This is a genomic window from Paramixta manurensis, from assembly GCF_013285385.1.
Taxonomy (GTDB): Bacteria; Pseudomonadota; Gammaproteobacteria; order Enterobacterales; family Enterobacteriaceae; genus Paramixta; species Paramixta manurensis.
This window is the reverse complement of sequence record NZ_CP054212.1, coordinates 2,824,945-2,848,392: the sequence shown is the minus strand read 5'-3', so window position 1 is coordinate 2,848,392 and position 23,448 is coordinate 2,824,945. Positions and strand designations below refer to the sequence as shown.

The following is a 23,448-nucleotide window of genomic DNA, read 5'->3' as shown; positions in this document are numbered from 1 at the left end:
TCCTCTCCCTCAGCAATATGCCTCGCGCTACGCGCTAAATTCATCGTTACGCCATCTTCTCTTAACCTCTCTGTCACACATCCACGGCAAGGTAAGGGCACATCACGGTCGTGCCGCACGGTATCCAGACGCGAGCCGACCCCCTTATCGGTTTTCTGCATCGCGGAGGATTTGTGAATGATGGAGATATCCAGACATCCGACCACTGTCTACCAGGCGGTTGCCGCTCAGTTGGAGCAGGAACTACGCAACGGTTATCGCTGTGGCGATTACCTGCCATCCGAACAGCAGTTAGCTACGCGTTATGCCGTTAATCGCCACACGCTACGCCGCGCGGTTGATGAACTGGTCAATAAAGGCTTACTCCAGCGGCGACACGGCGTCGGCATTCTGGTGCTGATGCGCCCATGGAACTACCCATTACACGCCCGCGCTCGTTTTAGTCAGAACCTGTTAGAGCAGGGCAGCCATCCAACCAGTGAACGTCTGTTGGCGGTGTTACGCCCTGCCAGCCAGGATGTTGCCGCCGCGTTAGCCTGCGAAGAGGGCGCAGAAATCATCCACCTGCGCACGCTACGCCGGGTGAATGGCGTTCCGGTCTGCTTGATTAATCACTTCTTTCCGCACCTGGCTTGGTGGCCGACCTTACAACAGTTTCACAGCGGTTCGCTGCATGACTTTATCGATCAACGGCTGGCGCAGTCGCTTACTCGGGTACAAACCCGTATTAGTACGCGTCTGGCGCAGGCTAAAGAGTGCAAATTACTGGAAACCGGCCTGCAGGCACCGTTGCTATGCGTGCGCACGCTAAACCACAGCGCCGACGGGCAGGTGGCGGAGTACTCCGTCAGCCTGACGCGTGGCGACATGATTGAACTGACTCTGGAGCACTAAATGGACGCGTTACAGGCACGACAACGCTGGCTCTCGGTGCTGGCCCATGCCGCCAGCCGCGATCTGGAACCGCTCTGGCAGGCGCTCAAGCTGCAGCCGGAGTATGAGGTGTTACGCGCCGCCGAGACCGGGCTCACGCGTTTACAAGCGCGTATCGGCGGTAAAGGCGGGCGCTTTATTCTCGGCGATATGACCGTTACGCGCGCGGTGATACGGCTGGCGGATGGGACGTGCGGCTACAGCTACCACGCCGGACGTGACAAACCACATGCCGAGCGCTGCGCGCTGATTGATGCGCTGCTACAGCAACCGACGCACCACGCACGTTTGCAAGACGCGCTGATTACCCCGTTGGCGGCACTACGCGAGGCGCGTCTACGACAGCGTGCCGGTGAAGTCGCCAGCAGCAAAGTGGATTTCTTTACTCTGGTTCGCGGAGATAACTGATGACTTTACTGGCTAGTTTCCACCATCCGGTTGCCGATGCGCAGCAGAGCTTTCGCCGCATCCTTAAGGCGATGAGTGAGCCGGGCGTAATGGTTTCTCTGCCGCTACGGCAGGGGTGGGGCGCGCTGTCGCCCGCCGCGACTGCGGTATTACTGACGCTGGTGGATGGTGAAACGCCGCTCTGGCTGGATGCGGCACTGGACGAAGAGATCGTCCGTACCAATTTGCGTTTTCATACCGGCGCACAGCTTACCGGGCGCGAAGATGCGCCGTTCGCACTGCTCCATGCGGGGTCAGCCATTGATCCGCTACGTTTTGCCGCTGGCGATAATTTGGCGCCGGAAAAGAGCACCACGCTAATTGTTGAACTCCCCTCCCTGAGCGGCGGACTGACGCTACGTTTAAGCGGGCCGGGATTACGAGAAACACGCGCCGTCGCGCCACGCCTGCCAGAGAGCCTGCTGCGTTACCTACGCCAGCGTCCGGCGCTGTTTCCGCAAGGGCTTGACCTAATTTTAACCTGCGGCGAAGCGATGATGGCGCTGCCGCGTACCACGCAAGTGGAGGTGTGCTGATGTATGTCGCGGTGAAAGGGGGAGAAAAGGCGATCGCTAACGCGCATCGTTTACTGGAGGATTTGCGACGCGGCGATCGGGCAATTGCGGAGATCACCTGCGAACAGATTGCGCAACAACAAGGCCTGGCGGTTGACCGCGTCATGACCGAAGGCGGAATTTACGATCGGGAGCTGGCGGCATTAGCCATTAAGCAAGCGAGCGGCGATCTGGTGGAAGCGATTTTTCTCCTGCGTGCTTACCGCACGACGTTGCCACGCCTGGCCGATAGCCAACCGCTGGCAAGCGATCAAATGCGCATTGAGCGGCGGATCTCGGCGGTATATAAGGATTTGCCTGGCGGCCAAATCCTCGGGCCAACCTACGATTACACCCATCGTTTACTCGATTTTACCCTGTTGGCGAATGGCGAAACGCCTACCGCTCCCTATACCGAAACCACACAGGATACCGCTTGTCCGCCGGTCTTCGACCTGATGACCGCTGAAGCGCTGGCGGTAACCGAACAGGATGATGGCAGCGAACCGCCGGATATTACCCGCCAGCCGCCCAGTTACCCGGCACCGCGCGCCGCGCGCTTACAACAGCTTACCCGCGCCGACGAGGGCTTTTTACTGGCATTAGGTTACTCCACTCAACGCGGGTATGGCCGTAACCATCCTTTTGCCGGTGAAATTCGTACTGGCTACGTCACGGTCAGCATCTTGCCTGAGGAGCTGGGTTTTCCGTTGGAGATTGGTGAAATCCTGTTGACCGAATGTGAAATGGTTAACGGCTTTACCGACAAGCTAGAAGGCGCGCCCCGTTTTACCCGTGGTTATGGCCTGGTGTTCGGACGCGCAGAGCGTAAGGCGATGTCAACCGCGCTGGTTGACCGCGCGTTGCAAAGTGAGCAATACGGCGAGCGGATCACCAGCCCGGCGCAGGACGAAGAGTTTGTGCTTTCTCATGCCGATAACGTCGAAGCGGCAGGCTTTGTTTCTCATCTTAAACTGCCGCATTACGTGGATTTCCAGGCCGAACTGGAACTGCTGAAACGTCTGCGTCAGGCGTGGAAGGAGGGTGAAAATGAGTGAAGTGAGCGGTTATAACCCCGGTTATCTGGATGAACAGAGCAAACGCATCTTACGCCGTGCGCTGCTCAAAGCGGTGGCGATCCCCGGCTATCAAGTACCGTTTGGCGGACGAGAAATGCCAATGCCATATGGTTGGGGAACCGGCGGTATCCAACTGACCGCCAGCCTGATTGGCGAGCATGATGTACTGAAAGTGATTGATCAGGGTGCCGATGACACCACCAACGCAGTATCGATTCGCCGCTTTTTCCAACGCGTAAGCGGCGCGGCAACCACTGAACGCACCGTCGATGCGACCTTGATCCAGACCCGGCATCGTATTCCTGAAACGCCATTAACCGAAGATCAGATCCTGATCTATCAGGTACCGATTCCTGAGCCGCTGCGCTTTATTGAGCCGCGTGAAACCGAAACGCGCACCATGCACGCGTTAGAAGAGTACGGCGTAATGCAGGTGAAACTGTATGAGGATATTGCCCGTTACGGCCATATTGCTACCACCTATGCCTACCCGGTGAAGGTCAACGATCGCTATGTGATGGACCCTTCGCCGATCCCGAAATTCGATAACCCGAAAATGCATATGATGCCTGCCTTGCAACTGTTCGGTGCCGGGCGCGAAAAGCGCCTCTATGCCTTACCGCCTTTTTGCAAAGTAGAAAGTCTCGACTTTGATGACCATCCGTTTCGCGTACAGCAGTGGGAAGAACCCTGTGCGTTGTGCGGTTCACGCCAGAGTTACCTCGATGAGGTGGTGATGGACGATCGCGGTACACGCATGTTCGTCTGTTCAGATACCGATTTTTGTCGCCAGCAGCAGGAGCAGAAACATGAACACTGAACGGCCGCTGCTCGCGGTAAACGATCTGACCTATCTCCACGCGCCCGGTAAAGGGTTCGAATCGGTCTCGTTTGATCTCTGGCCTGGTGAAGTGCTGGGCATTGTCGGTGAATCAGGCTCGGGCAAATCCACGCTTTTACAGGTTCTTTCAACGCAGCTCACGCCGCAGCAAGGCGATATCGATTATGACGGTCGCGCCTTATTTGCGCTAAGTGAAAGTGAACGCCGTCGTCTATTACGTACCGAATGGGGATTAGTCCATCAGCATCCGCTGGATGGCTTGCGTCCGCAGGTATCCGCCGGCGGCAATATCGGTGAGCGTTTAATGGCGGTCGGTCAGCGTCACTACGGCGAGATCCGTCAACAAGCCAAGAGTTGGCTGCAGGATGTTGAAATTCCGGCGGCGCGGATTGACGACTTGCCGGTCACGTTCTCCGGCGGCATGCAGCAACGCCTGCAAATTGCCCGCAATTTAGTGACGCAGCCGCGGCTGGTGTTTATGGATGAACCCACCGGCGGGCTGGATGTCTCGGTGCAGGCTCGATTACTCGATTTACTGCGCACGCTGGTACGTGAATTGCGGCTGGCAGTGATTATCGTCACCCATGATTTGGGGGTCGCACGGTTGCTGGCGCATCGATTGTTGGTGATGCAGCAAGGAAAAGTGGTCGAAAGCGGCCTGACCGATCGGGTACTCGACGACCCGCACCATCCCTATACCCAACTGCTGGTTTCATCGGTGCTGAATTAAGCGCTGAATCAGCGATCTGTAGCGGAAAAAGATCATGACGACACAACTTCGGGTTGAGCAACTCAGTAAAACGTTTGTTCTTCATCATCAGCACGGCGTGAAACTACCGGTACTGCACCAGGCCAGTCTTGAGGTGAAAGCCGGTGAGTGCGTGGTGCTCGACGGGCACTCCGGCAGCGGTAAATCCACCTTACTGCGCTCACTGTATGCCAATTACCAGCCCGATGCCGGGCGTATCTGGGTGAAACATCGTGATGAATGGATCGATCTGGTGAGCGCGCCAGCCCGTCAAGTGTTAGCGATCCGTCGCGATACCATCGGCTGGGTGAGCCAATTTCTACGTGTTATCCCGCGCGTGTCCACCTTAGAAGTGGTGATGCAGCCGCTACTGGATCGAGGGGTAGATCGTAGCACTTGCGCTGAACGCGCCGGTTCGCTACTTACTCATCTCAACGTGCCGGAACGCTTATGGTCGCTGGCGCCGTCGACGTTTTCCGGCGGCGAACAGCAGCGCGTCAATATTGCCCGCGGCTTTATCGCTGATTCATCCATTCTGCTATTGGACGAACCCACCGCGTCGCTGGATGCGGTAAACAGTGCGGCAGTCGTGCAACTGATTGAAGCCGCACGCCAGCGCGGTGCGGCGATTGTCGGCATATTTCACGATAAGGCGGTACGCGAACGCGTTGCCGACCGTTTACATACGATGGATCCAGTGATGCAAGAGGTGCGGGTATGATCGTTAATAATGTGCAATTGGTACTGGAAAATGAAGTTGTACACGGCTCGCTGGAAATTGATGAGGGTGTGATCCGCAGCTATAGCGATTCCGCCAGCCAGTTGCCAGACGCGCTGGATGGAGAAGGAGGATGGTTACTGCCGGGGCTGATTGAGCTGCATACCGATAATCTCGATAAATTTTTTATGCCGCGTCCCAATGTGGATTGGCCGTCCCACTCTGCCATGAGTAGTCACGATGCATTGATGGTGGCGAGCGGTATTACAACGGTACTGGATGCGATTGCGGTTGGCGATGTGCGCGACGGCGGTCATCGGTTGGATAACCTGACCAAGATGATTGAGGCGATTCGCGCCAGCCAGCAGCGGGGATTAAATCGGGTTGAACACCGTTTGCACTTACGCTGTGAATTACCGCATGACAGTACGCTGCCGCTGTTTGAACAACTGATGCATCTTGATGAGTTGTCGCTGGTGTCGTTGATGGATCACTCACCGGGCCAGCGCCAGTATGCTTCGCGTGAAAAGTATCGCGAATATTATCAGGGCAAATACCGGCTAGACGATCGCCAAATGGCACAGTTCGAAGAGGAGCAACTGACGTTGGCGGCGCGCTGGTCACAGCCGAATCGGCAGGCGATTGCCGCCCATTGCCGCACGGCCGGTATCGCGCTTGCCAGCCACGATGACGCGACGGCTGAGCATGTCGAGGAGTCGCATCAGATCGGTAGCGTGATTGCTGAGTTTCCTACCACCGAAGCCGCTGCCCGGCGCTCACGCGAACTGGGGTTACAAGTACTGATGGGCGCGCCGAATATCGTGCGTGGCGGTTCGCACTCCGGTAACGTGGCGGCGCATAGTCTGGCCGAGCTAGGGCTGTTGGATGTGCTGTCATCGGATTACTATCCTGCCAGCTTGTTGGATGCCGCATTTCGTATCGCCGCCGATGAGCGTAACGGCTATGACATACCGCGCGCGGCCGCGTTGGTGACCGCTAATCCGGCGCGGGCATTAGGGCTGACCGATCGCGGCATTATTGCCGAGGGACGGCGTGCCGATCTGGTGCTGGCGCATGCGCCGCATGGTCATGCGCAAGTTCGCCACGTTTGGAGCCAGGGACGGAGAGTGTGGTAATGGCTCGGCTGATCTGGCTGATGGGCGCTTCGGGGGCCGGGAAAGATAGCCTACTGAATGCCCTGCGCGAGCAGCCGCCGGAAGGAATGTTGGTGGCGCACCGGTATATTACGCGCCCGGCGGATGCTGGTGGAGAAAACCATATCGCGCTGACCGAATCTGAATTTCAGCGCCGCCGCGCCTATGGGCTTTTCGCCCTTGACTGGCAGGCGCATCAAACCGCCTATGCGGTGGGTATTGAGGTCGACATCTGGCTGGCGCGAGGCTGGAATGTGATGGTTAATGGCTCTCGCCAACATTTGCCGCAGGCGCAGCAGCGTTATGCCAGCCGGTTATTTCCGCTCTGTTTACAGGTGTCGCCCGCCATTCTGGAGGCCCGCTTACGCCAGCGCGGACGAGAAAGCGAGCAGCAAATTGCCCGCCGTCTGCGGCGCGCGCAGGAAACCACGCTACCGGATTGCCCACAGTTAAATAATGATGGCGCGCTTAACGACACTTTAAACGCGCTACGCCACCTGTTGGGGGCCACGCCATGAAACTCACTTTTTTAGGCACCGGCGGCGCGCAACAGGTGCCGGTATTTGGCTGTGATTGCTTCGCCTGCCAGCGGGCACGGCAACAACCGGCCAGACGACGCGGTCCCTGTAGCGCGTTGATTGTCTGCGAGGGAGAAACCACCTTGCTGGATGCCGGACAACCGTTACTGGAGCAGCGCTTTGCTCCGGGAGCACTGACGCGTATTTTGCTGACCCATTACCATATGGATCATGTACAAGGGCTGTTTCCGCTACGTTGGGGCGTGGGCGTACCCATCCCGGTTTATGGGCCGCCAGACCCGGAAGGGTGTGACGATCTGTTCAAACATCCGGGCCTGCTGCGCTTTCAGCCACCACTAGCCGCCTTTCAAACGGCGGAGTATGGGGCGTTACGTATTACGCCCTTGCCATTAATCCACTCGAAACTCACTTGGGGTTATTTGATTGCTTACCGCCAGCATCGGCTCGCCTGGCTCTGCGATACCGTCGGCCTGCCGCCGGAGACGCTGAGCTTTCTGCGCGCGCAATCGCTCGACCATCTGGTGCTTGACTGTAGCCATGCGCCGCGTGAGAAACCGCCGCGTAACCATAATGACGTGACGATGGCGTTAGCGCTGCATCACGATCTGGCGCCGCGTCAGAGCTGGTTAACGCATCTGAGCCATGAAGTGGATAACTGGCTGGCGGAAAATAGGTTACCCGTGGCGGTGGCGGCAGCTTATGACGGCCTGACCTTGACGTTCGAACACGATGCTGGCGCTGTCACGGTTTAATCATTTTAGTGTCATCAGGGCTTCATACCCACTGCTCCTAATAGGCGTGCAACTTTCATAACCTTACGGATACGGATACGAATATGGCACAGGCACTATTGCAATCCGCAGTTGAATTTGACGCACGACCCCAGGCGGTTAAGCCGCCGAAGGTTTTGGCGGTTAAAGGCCTCGGCAAAGCCTGGTCATCACAGCAGCGTGTGCTGGATGATATTACCTTCGACCTGCACGCCGGTGAACTGGTGGCGGTAATTGGTCGTTCCGGTGCCGGAAAGTCTACGTTGCTACATCTGCTCAATGGCACGCTGACCGCCAGCGAAGGCGAAATGATCGCCTGGCGTGATGAGGTACCGGTGCAGGATATCACCCGGCTAAATCGCCGCGAGATGCGCCAGTGGCGCAGTGAGTGCGGAATGATCTTTCAGGATTTTTGCCTGGTTCCACGGCTTGATGTCCTGACTAATGTGTTGCTTGGGCGGCTCAGCCAAACCTCCACCTTTAAATCATTCTTCAAAGTTTTTTCGCTAACCGACCGCGCCCGGGCGATTGAGCTATTGCAGTGGATGAATATGTTGCCCCACGCCTTACAGCGCGCGGAGAACCTCTCTGGCGGGCAAATGCAGCGGGTGGCTATTTGCCGTGCGCTGATGCAAAACCCCAAAGTCTTATTGGCCGATGAGCCGGTCGCCTCGCTCGACCCGAAAAATACCCGGCGCATTATGGATGTGTTGCGCCAAATCAGCGGGCAGGGCATTAGCGTCATGGTTAACCTTCATTCAGTTGAGCTGGTGCGCGAATACTGTACACGCGTGATTGGTATCGCCCAGGGACGGATTATTTTTGACGGTCACCCCAATCAGCTCAATGACAACCTTCTCCATCAGCTTTATGGCGATGAAATTAGTCAACTTACTTAAACCAGGCAAATCACACAGGCGAAAGCGATGAAAAAAAACCGCAGTTTGACCATGATATTGAGCGGCATATGGCTGGCTTTTAACGCTTCGGCGGCAGAGGCTCCGCGCGAACTTAACCTTGGGATTTTGGGCGGACAAAACGCCACACAGCAAATTGGCGATAACCAATGCGTGAAGCAATTTTTCGATAAAGAGTTAGGCGTAGACACGCAACTGCGTAACTCGTCAGACTATTCCGGCGTCATTCAGGGGCTGCTGGGCGGCAAAGTGGATGTGGTGCTGAGCATGTCGCCCTCGTCGTACGCCTCGGTGTACTTGAAAGATCCTAAAGCGGTCGACATTGTGGGGATCGCGGTGGATGACAACGATCAATCACGCGGTTATCACTCGGTGGTGGTGGTTAAAGCAGATAGCCCCTATCAGAAGCTGGAAGATTTGAAAGGGAAAGCGTTTGGCTTCGCCGACCCGGACTCTACCTCAGGCTATCTGATCCCCGACCAAACCTTTAAACAGAAATTTGGCGGTAATACCGATAACCAATACAACCATGCTTTCTCCAGCGTGACGTTCTCCGGCGGCCACGAGCAGGATATTCTTGGCGTGCTCAACGGGCAGTTTGCCGGTGCGGTGACGTGGGCGTCGCTGGTTGGGGATTATAACAGCGGCTATACCGCCGGGGCCTTTACGCGTTTGATTCGCATGGAGCATCCGGATTTGATGAAACAGATTCGGATTATCTGGAAATCACCGTTGATCCCCAATGGGCCAATTCTGGTCAGTAATACGCTACCGGCGGCATTTAAAGAGAAAGTGGTGGCGGCCATCAAAAAGCTTGATACCAGCGATCATAGCTGTTTCGTGAAAGCGATGGGCGGTACGCAGCATATCGGTCCGGCCAGCGTCGATGATTTCAAGAATATTATCGAGCTGAAACGTGAACTGATGAAAGGCGGACGCTAATCGCTACCAGCCCGCCAGCAATGGCGGGCCTGGCAGGCGGCGAGGCCATATTGCGCCTCGTCGGTTCTTCTCCTTACCGTGCGGGCTGGCCTGTGAATACCGATTTTGAACGCTATTACCAGCAAATCAAAGGCCGACAGAAACGAGACTCGTTAGTATGGTCGCTGCTGTTGGTTGGGCTCTATCTCGGCGCCGGAAAGGTGTCTGAATTCAATCTGCATACCGTCTGGCTCTCTCTGCCGCATTTTTTTGATTATCTGGGTGAAACCCTGCCGGTATTACATCTCGGGCTGCTGTTCGCTGACGGTCACACCGAAGGTTCGCTGGCGTATTGGGGATACCGTCTGCCGATTCAGTTACCGTTAATTTGGGAAACCTTGCAACTGGCGCTGGCGGCAACCATCGCTTCGGTGTTTGTTGCGGGCGTACTGGCTTTTTTCGCCGCCGGGAACACCCAATCGCCCCCTGCGTTACGGTTAGCGATTCGCGCCGCAGTGGCATTTTTACGCACCATGCCGGAACTGGCATGGGCGGTGATGTTTGTGATGGCGTTTGGAATTGGCGCAATCCCCGGTTTTTTGGCGTTAGCGCTACATACCGTGGGCAGCCTGACCAAACTGTTCTATGAGGCGATCGAAAGCACTTCGGATAAACCGGTACGGGGGTTAGCGGCCTGCGGCGCCAGCCGGATACAGCGGATGCGTTTTGCCTTTTGGCCGCAGGTAAAACCGCTGTTTCTCTCGTATAGCTTTATGCGCATGGAGATTAATTTCCGCTCCTCCACCATCCTTGGGCTGGTGGGCGCTGGCGGTATTGGTCAGGAGTTGATGACCAATATTAAGTTAGACCGCTACGATCAAGTCAGTATGACCATGCTGCTGATTATTGTGGTGGTGTCGTTACTGGATAGCGTTTCCGGGCGGCTGCGTCGTCGGGTCGTAGAGGGGAAATTGTCATGACCACCATTGAACCGCCATTTGATGCGCAACGTATTCAACAGCAGCATCCCGATCTGTTCCTCGCTCAGCGCCGCTATTTACGCACCATTGCCGGTATCGGGCTATTAATTGTGCTCTATTATGCCTGGTTCTTACATCAATTCGGCGTTGACTGGGCGACGTGGATTAACGGGACTCAACAACTGGGGCGTTACTTCTTACGTATGTTCGTCTGGCAAGATTTTGCCAACTGGCCGTTTGGTTATTACCTTTCGCAAATCGCCATTACGCTGGCTATCGTATTCGCCGGTACCTTAACCGCCACGCTACTGGCGCTACCGCTGTCGTTTTTCGCGGCGCGTAACGTAATGCAGGGCGCACGCTTACGTCCATTGGCATTAGTGGTACGTCGGCTGTTGGATATTTTTCGCGGTATCGATATGGCGATTTGGGGGTTGATCTTTGTGCGTGCGGTGGGGATGGGGCCGCTGGCTGGGGTGTTAGCCATTATTATGCAGGACGTTGGGCTGCTGGGGAAACTGTACGCGGAAGGGCACGAGGCGGTTGAACGTGCGCCGGGGCGAGGTCTAACGGCGGTGGGCGCCAATAGTTTGCAGAAACATCGGTATGGTATTTTCACCCAGTCTTTTCCTGCATTTTTGGCGTTGAGTCTGTATCAAATCGAATCGAATACCCGTTCCGCAGCGGTGCTCGGGTTCGTTGGCGCGGGCGGCGTAGGGCTGGTGTATGCCGAGAATATGCGTTTGTGGAATTGGGATGTGGTGATGTTTATTACGTTGATTTTGGTGGTTATCGTGATGGTGATGGATGCTATCTCGGCGCGTTTGCGCCAGCGTTATATTGTCGGGCAACCGATTCCGTTATTTGGTTAGGGGATGGTATATCCGACCATCGAGTAATATGTTCGGCGGCCCTTCCCGGTTATTACAGGGTTGCCTGAATGTCTGCCAGCACCGCAGCCAGGAATTCGGCCAGCGTATCGCAGGAGATAAACAGATTGTCGTATTGAAACCGATCGCGTGATTGCCACTTTCCGTTACGGACATCGTAGGTGAAGGTATCGAGAGATGAGGCGCCAATTTGAATGAGATAGTTGTCATCTTCACTCATTAACGATGATGCATTCTCACTGATACGCCTTAATTCAGTGTTATAAGAAAATAAATCATTTTCATAATAGTCATGATTGTCTATGCCATATAGATAGTATCCATTCATATGGAACCCATCGGCTAACTCAACAAACGCTTTATATTGCAGCCAAAAAGTACGCGGAGCGGTGCCGATTGAACGCCCGAAATTATAAGAATACAGGTCTTCCGGAAAGGTAACCGGAGGATAAATATCGTACTCGTGTTTTTTGGACAGCAAAATAAGTTCTTCAACAATTTTATACATTTCAATCATAAGAAATCCTCAAGGATAAATAATGCCTTTAGGGACAGGCCATAATACCTGTTTGCGACTCCCTGTTGCCATGTCTTTAGTAATCGTTTTCTGTGCTTTAGTAAAAATTAAATGTTCACTCTTACTGGGGATTAGAACGAGATTCCGAAAGTCATTTGTGCCACTGTCATCCAACGGTAATTTATGATGAACATCCCATCCGGCAGGATTTTTTCCCTTAGCCATTTCAGCTAATTGTATTGAACTGAGACGTTTTTTTATTTCAGGATCATCCACAATAGAGCGGAGAAACTTTGCTTTTTCTCCTGTGAATTTATTTCGAAGAGTGGCTAGTTCGTCCCGCCCACGCCTTACATAATCCATTTTTATCACTTCAATATTACTGAGTAGCTTATAATTTCCCTTCGTTTTCCCGAGATAGTCGTTTAATTCTTCCAGAGTTGCCAAAGATGGACGTCCTGCTAGCGATGCACGACCAACCAGTAGAATTGACGAGAGCGCTACCAGCGAGCCCACGGTCTGCGGGTTTAGCACCTGCTCAAAACCCTCTGCCGCCTCGCCGCCGAGTTTTCTGGCGGTGTCGGCAAACATTTGTGGATTCTGGTGATAAATGCCTCCGGCAGCCAGTAAGCGCCCGGCGGCCCTACTATTAATGGTGCCTTTACTTGCCTTATTTTTAGGCGGCGTGAGACATAACCCCGGTGGACGTACCGTGGGCCGTGGCCTTCCGTGGTTATGGGTATAATCACGGCGGCTTACCGATAGGTTATAGGCCTTAATAATACGCTCCGCGCCGCTAAACCGAAAAGCCAGCGGATCGCGACAAATTAGCTGGCCCTGATCGTCAATATAAAACAGGTTGCCGGAAGAAAAGCGATTGTCCAGCATCACCGCCTGGCCGCCGTAAAGCCAATTTTTTAACTTTTCTTGCTCGCGCGGCCCGTGCGGTGGCGCCTGGTGAGTATACACGCGTCCTTCGCGCGGACGCATATTGATCAGATAGAGGTGGTGGGTATAGCTATCGTCAAACTCATACTCCTTGCAAATACGCCACCAGGCGAAGCAGGGCGAAATAATTTCTTCATAGCGTTCAGGCGCAAGATTATCGCGGGCGAGATACCAGAGGTCGGTGCCAGGCAGGCTGAAGCTCATAGACATTCCTTGTCAGTTGTGGTCAGACAACGTCCGGCCACGGCTATTTTGTCACTGTATCGGTAGACCTTATCAGAAATAAAATGATTAAAAAATACGCATTCCCGTAACGCGTTGCGAAATCAGGCCCGCGAAAGAAACGAAAATGAAGCAAGATCCAACTTTTAAAAGCTTTATATAAACGTTGGTTCAATTTTAGTCATAGAGATGGTTTTGTTATCTCATGCATGTTTAAGTCCTGGTGCAACCGGTTTTAATGGATTGGACTAAAAGGGATATGCATGAGTAAACGTAGCCGATCTACCATGAGAAAAATCATTTTTCGCGGGGCAAGTCTGCTAATCCTGTTGTTAATAATTTTTGAGCTATCTACTTGTGCTTTGCAATCAAAAGCTGGAGAAGGTGAAGGTTATACGCAAGCGGATTTCTTTCTTTACCACATGGTCACTGACAGCGAGATTAAACAGACGCCGCGTATCACCCAATCCTATTACTTTACCTTTAGTACGCGCGACGGTTCCGCGCCGATGCAAAGCTCAATTATTTTTCGAGGCACTCAAGAAACGTCAACGCTAAAAACCTTTCTTGTTGAACACGGATATCACTATATGGGGAACGATAGTGGAAGTGAGCGTTGGATAAAAAATGCGTCTTTTCCTTCAACCTTTTATTTATGGGTGAACAGCGATCACCAGCAAGTTGGGCTTTCCAAAGCGACCTGGTAAATAGTCATGGCGGCGCGGTCGGACTCGTCAGACAGAAATGTATCGCAGTAATGACATAACATTAGCTGATTACGGTGGCTCTACGCTGCCAGGCGCGCCGCAGCGCCTGCGCCAGTTGCTGTTGTGTATAGGGCTTTGCTAACCGTTCGCACGGCGGCAATGCGCCATCTTGCTGATGTCGCAAATCCTGCCCACTGACCAACAAGATAGCCAACTCGGGATTAAGAAGCTGTGCCTGGCGAATTACCTCGGCGCCGTTGAGCGACCCTGGCAGCATCAGATCGCTAATGAATAAACCAATATCGGGCGTCTGGCGTAACAGCTTCAATGCATCATCCCCGTTGGCGCACTCCAGCGTTAAATAACCGAGCTGATGTAAATGCTCGCAGAGTGTTTGCCGCACATCTTCTTCATCATCCAGCACCAACACCAAACTGTCGACCACGGAGACCTCCGGCGGCGCTGGCGGCGGGTTCTCCTCAACCACCAATGCCGGGGCACGCGGTAGCTGAAGCCGCACCAGAGTTCCCTGGCCCGGCGCGGTTTCCAGTTGCACACTACCGCCCGACTGGCGCACAAAACCGTAAACCATCGACAGGCCAAGCCCGCTTCCGCTCCCCGGCGGCTTGGTGGTAAAAAATGGCTCAAAAACCTGAGCGCGAACCTCTGCCGACATGCCGCAACCATGATCGATTACATCAATAGTGACGCGGTCACGTTTCTCACCGGAGCTACCTTCAACGCGCTGATTATAAACGCGTATTTTTATCTCTCCGCTACTGCCATTCATCGCATCGCGCGCATTGACCACCAAATTCATCAGCGCATTTTCCAGTTGGCTGGCATCAATCCACGCCGGCCAGCCGGGTTGCTGGGTCTCAATCACCAACTGCTGCCCCGGCAATAGCGAATGGTTCATTAACTCTTGCAGCGTTTCGACCAATGTCGCAACCTGCACCGCTTTCGGATGTAATGCCTGCTTGCGCGAAAAGGCCAACAGGCGCTGGGTTAACTGCGCGGCACGTTCCGCGGCTTTTAGAGAACGCCCAATACGCCGGGCGACATTGCTCTCCAGGCTGCGAGTATCGGTTAACTCCAGGCTGCCAATAATCACTGCCAACAAGTTGTTAAAATCATGCGCCAGGCCACCGGTTAACTGCCCAACGGCTTTCATTTTCTGGCTATGCACCAAAGCTTCTTCCAGCGCTTTACGTTCGGTACGCTCCAGTACGGTATTCACCATGCCGCGATGCGGAACCGGGCTAAACCGTAGCTCGATCGTGCGACCATCCGCCAGGCGGATCTCCTGCGGATCGCCGCTCTCCGACCAATGAGCGCCCACGTTATCCAACAAGTTTTGATAGTGTTGTCCGCGATGTAATTGGCGCGCCTCAAGCCCTAATAGCAGCGGATAGTTAGAGTTCCACACCACCAAATGCCCCTGACTATCGAACAGCGCAAATCCATCACGCATGGCTAAAAAGGTGGATTCCAGTTGGCTACTCTTCTCTTTTAGCAGACGGGAAGTGTGTTCCAGCGAGGCGGTATTGCGGGCGAAAACGTTAAAGGCACGCGCCAGATCGCCCAACTCGTCGCGGCGCTGGAGCGCAGGCACGCTAACATCGCGCTGCCCCTGGGCCAGGCGTGTCATTGCGCCGGCGATGGCGGTTAAATGCGAACCGAGATTGCGATAGATATAAAACCCGGCAAAACCAGTAATCACCAGCGACAACAGCGCAAACAGCGCGATAAACAAAATAATTGAGTTCAATTCACCGTGCGTGGTTGCGGTACGCAGAGTCGATTCTTGCGCCACTTTTTTAACGTATAACGTGATGTCATCGCTGAGAATAGCGACCAGCGCTTTGATTTGATAGGTGTAATAGGCAATCGCCAGATCGCTATTTTCCAGTTGCCGCGCCAGCGGGATCAGTTGTTGTTCCGAGGCGACGAATTGACGCATTTTATCCGCCAACAGTGGGTTGCGATTGTCCTGCGGCCAGTTCACCATCACACGGTCCCACTGCTCGATAGCCGCACGCGGCGAGGAGGAGCGAATAGCAATCTCAATCAGACGGTCAAGCTCGTTACGCAGCGCCAGCGGCGGCGTATCAGAAGGCTGCCGACGGATAATATCGTCGATATGGTGCAGCAAAAATTGTGACTGATACAGTTCGCTCAGCAATACACTACGCTGCAAATGGCGGGTGTGACCGTAGCTTAAAAGGTGATTAATGCTCTGTTCGAGCGTGGTGCTCCGCTCGCTAATTCGCTGTACCAACTGCGGCTCGCGCGCGGCAAGCGGAGCGTGCGCGACGGCGTTTAACGAGCGTTGCAGCGCCTGCTGCGTTTGTTCTAAACGCGTTGATTCGCTCTGATATTCCAGCGCGCCAACCACCTGCGCCAGGCGGACTGCCGCCGTGGCAACGTTAGCGGTATCCCGCGCCAGCGCCAGGCTGCCAGTCATATCATCCAGCGTTTGCGCCTGTGCCATTTCCTGAATTTTACCGGCGTGATTAAAACCAATAATCGCCACGCCACTCACCATCAGCGTCACGATCACCACCAGCAAATTAAACATCAACAGACGACCACGCGCGCCGGCTAGCCGTCTGGTGCGAAACACCTCTGTCGACATCGCGACTCCGCCCCCAAACCTCAATAAGGGCGAGTATAAAAGGGGCCGCCGTTAACACTATGACAAAAATGAATGGCGGCTGACATTTTCCGTTTATCTACGGCTGATTTACTGCTGCGATGATTATCCGCAGGAGTAATGACATGACCGCGACGCCGATACTGGAGATGAAAGACATTTCTCGCCGCTTCGGGCAGTTTTACGCGCTAAAAGAGGTCAACCTGACGGTTTACCCAGGCGAAGTCCATGCGCTGATGGGGGAGAACGGTGCCGGTAAGAGCACCCTGATGAAGATTCTGGCCGGAGCTTATAGCGCCAGCAGCGGGGAAATTTTAATTGATGGTCAGCCAAAGGCGATTAAAGGGCCGAAAGATGCGTTGGCGGCGGGAATTACGCTGATTTACCAAGAGATTAACCTGGCGCCTAATTTAACCGTAGCGGAAAACATCTTTCTCGGCAGCGAAATCCAGCGCGGCGGGTTGGTTAAGCGACGCCAAATGGCGCAAGAGGCGCAGCAGGTTATCAACCGTTTGGGCGCGCAATTTAAATCGACCGATTTAGTGATGAAACTCAGCATTGCCGAGCAGCAACAGGTCGAAATTGCGCGTGCGTTACACCGTAACAGCCGCATTTTAGTGATGGATGAGCCGACCGCCGCGCTCTCTTCGCGTGAAACCGAACAGCTTTTTGCGCTGATTAAGCGGTTACGTAGCGAAGGCATGGCGATTATCTATATCAGCCATCGCATGGCGGAAGTGTATGAACTTTCCGATCGCGTCAGCGTGCTGCGCGACGGCCAATATGTCGGCAGCCTAACGCGCGACAATCTGAACGCCAATGAACTGGTGCGGATGATGGTTGGGCGGCCGCTAAGCGATTTGTTCAACAAAGATAACACCATCGACACCGGCGCGGCGCGCCTCACGGTAACCGACCTGACTGACGGCGGCAAAGTGCATCCTTGTAGCCTGACGGTGCATGCCGGTGAAATTGTCGGCCTGGCAGGGTTGGTGGGCGCCGGACGTTCTGAGCTGGCACAACTGATTTTTGGCGTACACAAAGCCAGCGGCGGCACGGTAGCGATAGATAGCCAAACCGTAACGATTAACTCGCCACGCGATGCCATTGCGCAAGGTATTGGTTTTTTAACCGAAAACCGCAAGGAGCAGGGTTTATTTCTCGAATTAGCCGCCCATGAAAATATCGTGATGGCGACCATTGAGCGCGATGCGAATTACGGCCTGCTTAACCGACGCAAAGGGCAGAAGATCTCCGGCGAGGCGATTCAGTCGCTCAACATTCGTGTACCGCACGCACAGGTACGTGCCGGTGGGCTCTCCGGCGGTAACCAACAAAAACTGTTGATTTCACGCTGGGTGGCGATTGGTCCGCGTATTTTGTTGCTAGACGAGCCGACGCGTGGCGTGGATGTCGGGGCGAAGAGTGAAATTTATCGCATGATGAATCAGATGGCGCGTCAGGGCGTGGCTATTTTGATGATCTCCAGTGAGTTACCGGAAGTGGTGGGCATGAGCGATCGCGTGTATGTGATGCGTGAAGGCGGCATTGCCGGTGAGTTGCAGGGCGACAGTATTACCCAGGAAAACATAATGACGCTGGCGACCGGCGTTGATCTCCCCCAACCGGTTAACGCCTGAGGAAAAAACATGACTACAACCGAGACCCCGCGCGTTAAAGCGCCCACGCTGAAGCGAGCCTTACTGAGCGATGTAATGCAAACCGTGGGTATTTTGCCGATTTTGATTCTGATCGTGGCGATATTTGGCTTCGTCACGCCCAACTTTTTTACCGAGGCCAATCTGCTCAATATTACGCGCCAGGCCTCGATCAATATCGTACTTGCCGCCGGCATGACCTTCATCATTCTGACCGGCGGCATCGACCTGTCGGTCGGCTCCATGTTGGGCACGACGGCGGTAGTGGCGCTGGTTACTTCGCTTGACCCATCACTGTCGATGTTAACCATTCCGGCAGCGCTCGGTGCCGGGCTGCTGATGGGGTTATTTAACGGCATTCTGGTGGCCTGGGCAGGCTTACCGCCGTTTATCGTCACGCTAGGGACCTATACCGGGCTGCGCGGCGCCGCCTATCTACTGGCTAACGGCACCACGGTGATCAACTCCGATATTAACTTTGAGTGGATTGGTAACGGCTATCTGGGGCCGATTCCGTGGTTGATCATTATCGCTTTCGCGGTGATCGCACTGTGTTGGTTCATTCTGCGCCGTACCACGCTTGGCGTTCACATCTATGCGGTAGGCGGCAATATGCAGGCAGCACGGCTAACCGGGATCAAAGTCAGCGCGGTATTGCTGTTTGTTTACGCCGCCAGTGGTCTGCTATCCGGGCTGGGCGGGCTGATGAGCGCCTCGCGTCTGTATAGTGCCAACGGTAACCTTGGCGTCGGCTATGAGCTGGACGCGATTGCCGCCGTAATTTTGGGCGGCACCAGTTTCGTCGGCGGTATCGGCACCATTACCGGTACGCTGATTGGCGCACTGATTATCGCCACGCTGAATAATGGTATGACGTTAATGGGCGTCTCCTATTTCTGGCAACTGGTGATTAAAGGCGCGGTGATCATTATTGCGGTACTGATCGACAAATACCGTACCCGTCACCATGTCGCATAAGTAGTAACCGAGTCTGTACCCCCCAATCGCTGTTCTGCTGTTGGCGATATTACGATAATAAAGGCAGGAGAAGGTCTATGCGTTTTAATCCGATTGTAACCGGCTTCTTGGCCGCGTCGATGCTGTTGGCTGCACCGTTAACGCAGGCGAAAGAGCTGAAGTCTATAGGGGTCACCGTGGGTGATTTGGCGAACCCGTTCTTCGTTCAGATTACCAAAGGAGCGGAACTAAAAGCCCGCCAACTGGCCGGTGATAATGTCAAAGTGACGCTGGTTTCCAGCGGTTACGATCTCGGCCAGCAGGTTGGGCAGATTGATAACTTTATCGCGGCAAAAGTCGACATGATTATCCTTAACGCCGCAGATTCTAAAGGGATCGGCCCGGCGGTAAAACGTGCGCGTGATGCGGGAATTGTGGTGGTTGCGGTGGACGTGGCGGCGGATGGCGCAAACGCGACTATTACTTCCGATAACACCCAAGCCGGACAGATGGCGTGTAAGTACATTTCCGACCGTCTGAAGGCCAAAGGTAACGTGGTTATTATCAATGGGCCGCCGGTTTCTGCCGTGCAAAACCGCGTGGAAGGTTGTATGAATGAGCTGAAAACCCATCCGGATATTAAGCTGCTTTCGTATAACCAAAACGCCAAAGGCAGCCGCGAAGGTGGGCTGGAAGTGATGACCTCGTTGCTCTCGGCAAATCCAAAAATTGATGCGGTATTCGCGATTAACGACCCGACGGCGATTGGTGCCGATTTAGCCGCGAAACAGGCGCAGCGCAATGAATTCTTTATCGTCGGCGTCGATGGTTCGCCAGACGGCGAAGAGGCGCTAAAACGTAAGAACTCGCTGTTTGCCGCCACACCAGCCCAGGATCCGCAAGTGATGGCATCCAAAGCGGTGGAAATTGGTTATGACATTCTGCAAGGTAAACCTGCGCCCACCAAGCCGGTGCTGATTCCGGTCACCATGATTGATCGTAATAATATCGGTAGCTACCGCGGCTGGACGGTGAAATAACCGTCGTCAACGGGCAAGGTTTGGCCTTGCCCGCTCTTCGCGCTCACAGGAGAGTGTCGATGACTCGTTCTGAAATTAACGCCATTTTGCAACTCACCCGTGAATTCTTTACGCGTCAGGACGTGCATCTGCCGCCGTGGGCTGATTATTCGCCAGCGCGTTGGCGTCAGATAGCCGCCGATAACCTACAAGAAATTGTCACGCTGCGTCTCGGCTGGGATGTCACCGCTTTTGGCGGCGATGATTTTCAGCAACAAGGGCTGACGCTGTTTACCCTCCGTAACGGCTCGCCGCACGGTGCCCCTTATCGAAAAAGTTATGCCGAAAAGATCATGCATGTACGTGAAGGGCAAGTAACGCCGATGCATTTTCACTGGTGCAAAATGGAAGACATTATTAATCGCGGCGGTGGAAATGTAATTGTCGAGTTGCACAACGCGCAACAGGGCGCGTTAGCAAATACGCCGGTCAGCGTCACCATTGATGGTTTTCGACAAACGCACGCCGCCGGTTCGCAACTGCGGCTGTCGCCAGGAGAGAGTGTGACGCTGGAGCCGGGGGTTTATCATAGTTTTTGGGGAGAAACGGGGTTTGGCGATGTGCTGGTGGGCGAAGTCTCCACCATTAATGATGATGATAATGACAACCGCTTTCTCACGCCGCAGACGCGCTTCAACGCCATTGAAGACGATGAAGCGCCGCGCTGGTTGTTATGTAATGAGTATTCGCGCTATCTGTCACGCGATACGGCTGGTTAATAGCGGGACATCGGCAGACCGCGTCGCATCGGCGGAAAAAACATAGCCTAAGCCGCGTATGGTTCGAATCAGCATTGGTTGATGCGGGTTGACCTCAATTTTGCGCCGCAGACGCATAATCAGCACATCAATGGTGCGATCAAAGACGTCAAGCGATTCGCTGTGGGTCAACTCCAGCAGTTGGTCGCGGGTTAAGACTTTTCGCGCATGGCGGATCATCGCCAACAGGAGGGCGTATTCGCCTTGGGTTAGCGTCACTTCCTGCTGTTGGGGATTAAACAACACACAGCGCTCTTCGTCCAACCGCCAACCGTTAAATTGCCAGCCCTTCCAACTTGGCAGAGAGGTTGGTGCGGTATCCAGCGATAGCATGCCGCTACGGCGTAGCACCGCTTTTGCCCGCGCCACCACCACCCGTGGATTAAAGGGTTTGGCGATATAATCATCGGCACCCATTTCTAGCCCGACCACAATATCGGACTCCGACCCCATGCCGGTCAGCATAATCACCAGCAAGTCGGGCCGGAGACGCTGCATCTGTTGCAGCACCAGCAGTCCGTTAGTATCAGGCAAAATCATATCGAGCATCACCAGTGAAATTTCCGGATGCTGTTCGAGTAAGCGTAGGGCGTCCCGTCCCTGATGGCAGCTATAAACGGTAAACACATGTTCACTCAGCACATCGTTGAGTAACTCGCAGATGGCGGCATCGTCATCTACCACCAAAATGGCGGGCTTCATCGTCACGGCCTCATATGTTGCTGTCAGGTTAAATGTGAGTGTACCCGAGGCGCGCGGCAAGATACGTCTGTTAACGCGGAAATGTGAAGGGCGTCGCTGCCTGATGACATGGCGGCACTGGCGTAAAAGCGGGCGTTATCACCATAATGGTGCGCTGCGCCATTATGGGGCTTCATAATAGTGCATTAAAGGTTGCCGACAAAGGTCATGCCGCACTAATACCGGGGGCCGTATTGCGTTACGACTGGCATAGCAATTGCTATGACTGCGGGTAACGGTAGATGATGCAATGCGCCGTAGCGGTTGCAGGCGCGCAATCGATTCCGTTTAACCGATAAAATTACTATAACCACACACACATTCCACTTTATTCAGGCAAGCGAGAACCCACCTCCGTGGTGTCTCCGGCGTAATGAGAGATGAAGCATGCTAGAGAAACTATTTCAATTAAAAGCGCATAACACCACGGTGCGAACCGAAATTATCGCCGGATTAACCACCTTTCTGGCGATGGCATACATCCTGTTTGTGAACCCCACTATTTTAAGCGCGACCGGAATGGATAAGGGCTCAGTGTTTGTCGCTACCTGTCTGGCGGCGGCGATTGGTTCTTTGTTGATGGGGCTAATTGCCAATTATCCCATCGCGCTGGCGCCGGGAATGGGGCTAAATGCCTTCTTCACCTATACCGTGGTGCTGCATATGGGCTATACGTGGCAAATCGCGTTGGGTGCGGTGTTCCTGTCGGCGCTGATTTTCTTTGCGTTATCCATTTTTAAAATCCGCGAGTGGATCATTGCCAGCATTCCTTTGCCGCTGCGTTCCGGTATTGCTGCCGGTATTGGGCTGTTCCTGGCGATTATCGCGTTGCAGGGCGCCGGGATCGTGGTGGATAACCCGGCGACGCTGGTAGGGATTGGCGATTTGACTAAACCCGGCCCGTTGCTGGCCATGTTGGGCTTTATCATCATTGTGGTATTGGAAGCGCGTAAGGTCACTGGCGCGGTGCTGATCGGCATTCTGATCGTGACCTTTATTTCTATGGGCATTGGCTTGTCGCCGTTTGCCGGCGTTTTTTCCGCGCCACCCTCTATCGCACCAACGTTCCTGCAGTTGGATATTAAAGGCGCTCTCGATATTTCACTGGTCAGCGTGATTTTCGCCTTTTTGTTTGTGGATGTGTTTGATAACTCCGGGACGCTGATCGGGGTGACCAAACGTGCCGGGCTGGCCGACGAGAAGGGCAATATCCCTAAAATGGGGAAAGCGCTGATTGCCGATAGCGCTGCCGCGCTGTTTGGCTCGCTGTTGGGCACCTCCACCACCACCAGCTACATTGAGTCGGCGGCGGGCGTTAGCGCGGGTGGTCGTACCGGGCTGACCGCCGTGGTAGTGGCGGTGTTGTTTATTCTTAGTCTGTTTTTCTCCCCGCTGGCGTCCAGCGTGCCGGTGTTTGCTACCGCGCCCGCACTGTTATTTATCGCCGTGTTAATGACTTCCGGCCTGGCGGAGATTGACTGGAAGGATATTACGACCTCTGCGCCGGTGACCGTTACCGCGTTGACCATGCCGCTGACCTATTCGATCGCCAACGGTATTGCATTTGGTTTTATTACCTGGACGGTGGTGAAATTATTAAGCGGGCGTACGCGTGAGTTGAATGCGGCGCTGATTGTGTTGTCGATTTTGTTTGTGATTAAGCTCGGGTGGCTGAGCGCGTGAGTTGACGGCCTGCTGGCGTTGGTATCGGGTT

The 23,448-nt window shown here is 54.4% G+C and carries 24 protein-coding genes; 20 read left to right on the top strand and 4 right to left on the bottom strand.

Features of this window, described 5'->3' with window-relative positions; translation table 11 throughout:
* The first annotated feature begins 180 nt into the window (after positions 1-180).
* The 14 genes from phnF to phnE (PMPD1_RS13790) all read left to right on the top strand — a co-directional run bounded on the left by phnF (position 181) and on the right by phnE (PMPD1_RS13790) (position 11,473).
* Positions 181-894, top strand: a complete 714-nt coding sequence (gene phnF / locus PMPD1_RS13855) for a phosphonate metabolism transcriptional regulator PhnF (RefSeq protein WP_173636227.1) — start codon at positions 181-183, stop codon at positions 892-894.
* A complete protein-coding gene (gene phnG, locus PMPD1_RS13850) occupies positions 895-1,341 on the top strand; it encodes a phosphonate C-P lyase system protein PhnG (RefSeq protein ID WP_173634599.1) in 447 nt (148 codons plus the stop codon).
* A complete protein-coding gene (gene phnH / locus PMPD1_RS13845) occupies positions 1,341-1,916 on the top strand; it encodes a phosphonate C-P lyase system protein PhnH (RefSeq protein ID WP_173634598.1) in 576 nt (191 codons plus the stop codon). The genes phnG and phnH overlap by 1 nt, the downstream gene beginning before the upstream one ends.
* Entirely contained in the window at positions 1,916-2,992 is a 1,077-nt protein-coding gene (locus tag PMPD1_RS13840; protein ID WP_173634597.1) for a carbon-phosphorus lyase complex subunit, read from the top strand. Before phnH ends, PMPD1_RS13840 begins: the two co-directional genes overlap by 1 nt.
* Positions 2,985-3,833 carry an alpha-D-ribose 1-methylphosphonate 5-phosphate C-P-lyase PhnJ gene (locus tag PMPD1_RS13835; protein WP_173634596.1) on the top strand — a complete coding sequence of 283 codons (849 nt, stop codon included), beginning with the start codon at positions 2,985-2,987 and terminating at the stop codon, positions 3,831-3,833. The genes PMPD1_RS13840 and PMPD1_RS13835 overlap by 8 nt, the downstream gene beginning before the upstream one ends.
* The gene (phnK, locus tag PMPD1_RS13830; RefSeq protein ID WP_173634595.1) at positions 3,823-4,584 is read left to right on the top strand and encodes a phosphonate C-P lyase system protein PhnK; all 762 of its coding nucleotides are present in this window, start codon (positions 3,823-3,825) and stop codon (positions 4,582-4,584) included. The genes PMPD1_RS13835 and phnK overlap by 11 nt, the downstream gene beginning before the upstream one ends.
* Positions 4,585-4,618: 34 nt before the next feature.
* On the top strand, positions 4,619-5,323 hold the full coding sequence (gene phnL / locus PMPD1_RS13825) for a phosphonate C-P lyase system protein PhnL (protein WP_173634594.1): 705 nt from the start codon (positions 4,619-4,621) through the stop codon (positions 5,321-5,323).
* Complete coding sequence (gene phnM, locus PMPD1_RS13820; protein ID WP_173634593.1) at positions 5,320-6,456, top strand: alpha-D-ribose 1-methylphosphonate 5-triphosphate diphosphatase; 1,137 nt, start codon at positions 5,320-5,322, stop codon at positions 6,454-6,456. Before phnL ends, phnM begins: the two co-directional genes overlap by 4 nt.
* Positions 6,456-6,992, top strand: coding sequence for a ribose 1,5-bisphosphokinase (gene phnN, locus PMPD1_RS13815; RefSeq protein ID WP_173634592.1), 537 nt, complete (start codon positions 6,456-6,458; stop codon positions 6,990-6,992). Before phnM ends, phnN begins: the two co-directional genes overlap by 1 nt.
* Positions 6,989-7,765, top strand: coding sequence for a phosphonate metabolism protein PhnP (gene phnP / locus PMPD1_RS13810; protein WP_173634591.1), 777 nt, complete (start codon positions 6,989-6,991; stop codon positions 7,763-7,765). Before phnN ends, phnP begins: the two co-directional genes overlap by 4 nt.
* An 83-nt stretch (positions 7,766-7,848) precedes the next feature.
* Complete coding sequence (phnC, locus tag PMPD1_RS13805; protein ID WP_173634590.1) at positions 7,849-8,682, top strand: phosphonate ABC transporter ATP-binding protein; 834 nt, start codon at positions 7,849-7,851, stop codon at positions 8,680-8,682.
* A 27-nt stretch (positions 8,683-8,709) separates the two neighbouring features.
* Positions 8,710-9,642, top strand: a complete 933-nt coding sequence (gene phnD, locus PMPD1_RS13800; protein WP_173634589.1) for a phosphonate ABC transporter substrate-binding protein — start codon at positions 8,710-8,712, stop codon at positions 9,640-9,642.
* A 92-nt stretch (positions 9,643-9,734) separates the two neighbouring features.
* A complete protein-coding gene (phnE, locus tag PMPD1_RS13795) occupies positions 9,735-10,601 on the top strand; it encodes a phosphonate ABC transporter, permease protein PhnE (protein ID WP_354292628.1) in 867 nt (288 codons plus the stop codon).
* Positions 10,598-11,473 carry a phosphonate ABC transporter, permease protein PhnE gene (phnE, locus tag PMPD1_RS13790; protein ID WP_173634587.1) on the top strand — a complete coding sequence of 292 codons (876 nt, stop codon included), beginning with the start codon at positions 10,598-10,600 and terminating at the stop codon, positions 11,471-11,473. The genes phnE (PMPD1_RS13795) and phnE (PMPD1_RS13790) overlap by 4 nt, the downstream gene beginning before the upstream one ends.
* Positions 11,474-11,525: 52 nt before the next feature.
* On the opposite strand, the gene PMPD1_RS13785 is transcribed toward phnE (PMPD1_RS13790), so the two are convergent.
* Both PMPD1_RS13785 and PMPD1_RS13780 read right to left on the bottom strand, forming a co-directional pair.
* Entirely contained in the window at positions 11,526-12,008 is a 483-nt protein-coding gene (locus tag PMPD1_RS13785; RefSeq protein WP_173634586.1) for a YrhA family protein, read from the bottom strand.
* 9 nt (positions 12,009-12,017) lie between these two features.
* Complete coding sequence (locus tag PMPD1_RS13780) at positions 12,018-13,160, bottom strand: HNH endonuclease signature motif containing protein (protein WP_173634585.1); 1,143 nt, start codon at positions 13,158-13,160, stop codon at positions 12,018-12,020.
* A 281-nt stretch (positions 13,161-13,441) separates the two neighbouring features.
* Here PMPD1_RS13780 and PMPD1_RS13775 point away from each other — a divergent pair, with 281 nt between their 5' ends.
* Entirely contained in the window at positions 13,442-13,885 is a 444-nt protein-coding gene (locus tag PMPD1_RS13775; RefSeq protein ID WP_173634584.1) for a hypothetical protein, read from the top strand.
* A gap of 61 nt (positions 13,886-13,946) precedes the next feature.
* On the opposite strand, the gene PMPD1_RS13770 is transcribed toward PMPD1_RS13775, so the two are convergent.
* Positions 13,947-16,523 (bottom strand): ATP-binding protein, encoded by a 2,577-nt coding sequence (locus PMPD1_RS13770; RefSeq protein WP_173634583.1) that lies wholly within the window; start codon positions 16,521-16,523, stop codon positions 13,947-13,949.
* 143 nt (positions 16,524-16,666) lie between these two features.
* Between PMPD1_RS13770 and PMPD1_RS13765 the strand changes: the two genes are divergently transcribed.
* From PMPD1_RS13765 to PMPD1_RS13750, 4 genes are all read left to right on the top strand, one after another.
* On the top strand, positions 16,667-18,181 hold the full coding sequence (locus PMPD1_RS13765; RefSeq protein WP_173634582.1) for a sugar ABC transporter ATP-binding protein: 1,515 nt from the start codon (positions 16,667-16,669) through the stop codon (positions 18,179-18,181).
* A gap of 9 nt (positions 18,182-18,190) precedes the next feature.
* Positions 18,191-19,177 carry an ABC transporter permease subunit gene (locus PMPD1_RS13760; RefSeq protein ID WP_173634581.1) on the top strand — a complete coding sequence of 329 codons (987 nt, stop codon included), beginning with the start codon at positions 18,191-18,193 and terminating at the stop codon, positions 19,175-19,177.
* 77 nt (positions 19,178-19,254) lie between these two features.
* Entirely contained in the window at positions 19,255-20,196 is a 942-nt protein-coding gene (locus tag PMPD1_RS13755) for an ABC transporter substrate-binding protein (protein ID WP_173634580.1), read from the top strand.
* 59 nt (positions 20,197-20,255) lie between these two features.
* Complete coding sequence (locus tag PMPD1_RS13750) at positions 20,256-20,954, top strand: D-lyxose/D-mannose isomerase (RefSeq protein WP_173634579.1); 699 nt, start codon at positions 20,256-20,258, stop codon at positions 20,952-20,954.
* Here the strand turns inward: PMPD1_RS13750 and PMPD1_RS13745 are convergent.
* Entirely contained in the window at positions 20,934-21,695 is a 762-nt protein-coding gene (locus PMPD1_RS13745; protein WP_173634578.1) for a response regulator, read from the bottom strand. The two genes, PMPD1_RS13750 and PMPD1_RS13745, sit on opposite strands and share 21 nt — an antisense overlap.
* Positions 21,696-22,121: 426 nt before the next feature.
* On the opposite strand from PMPD1_RS13745, the gene PMPD1_RS13740 reads away from it, so the two are divergent.
* Positions 22,122-23,417, top strand: coding sequence for an NCS2 family permease (locus PMPD1_RS13740; RefSeq protein ID WP_173634577.1), 1,296 nt, complete (start codon positions 22,122-22,124; stop codon positions 23,415-23,417).
* The last annotated feature ends 31 nt before the right edge of the window (positions 23,418-23,448 follow it).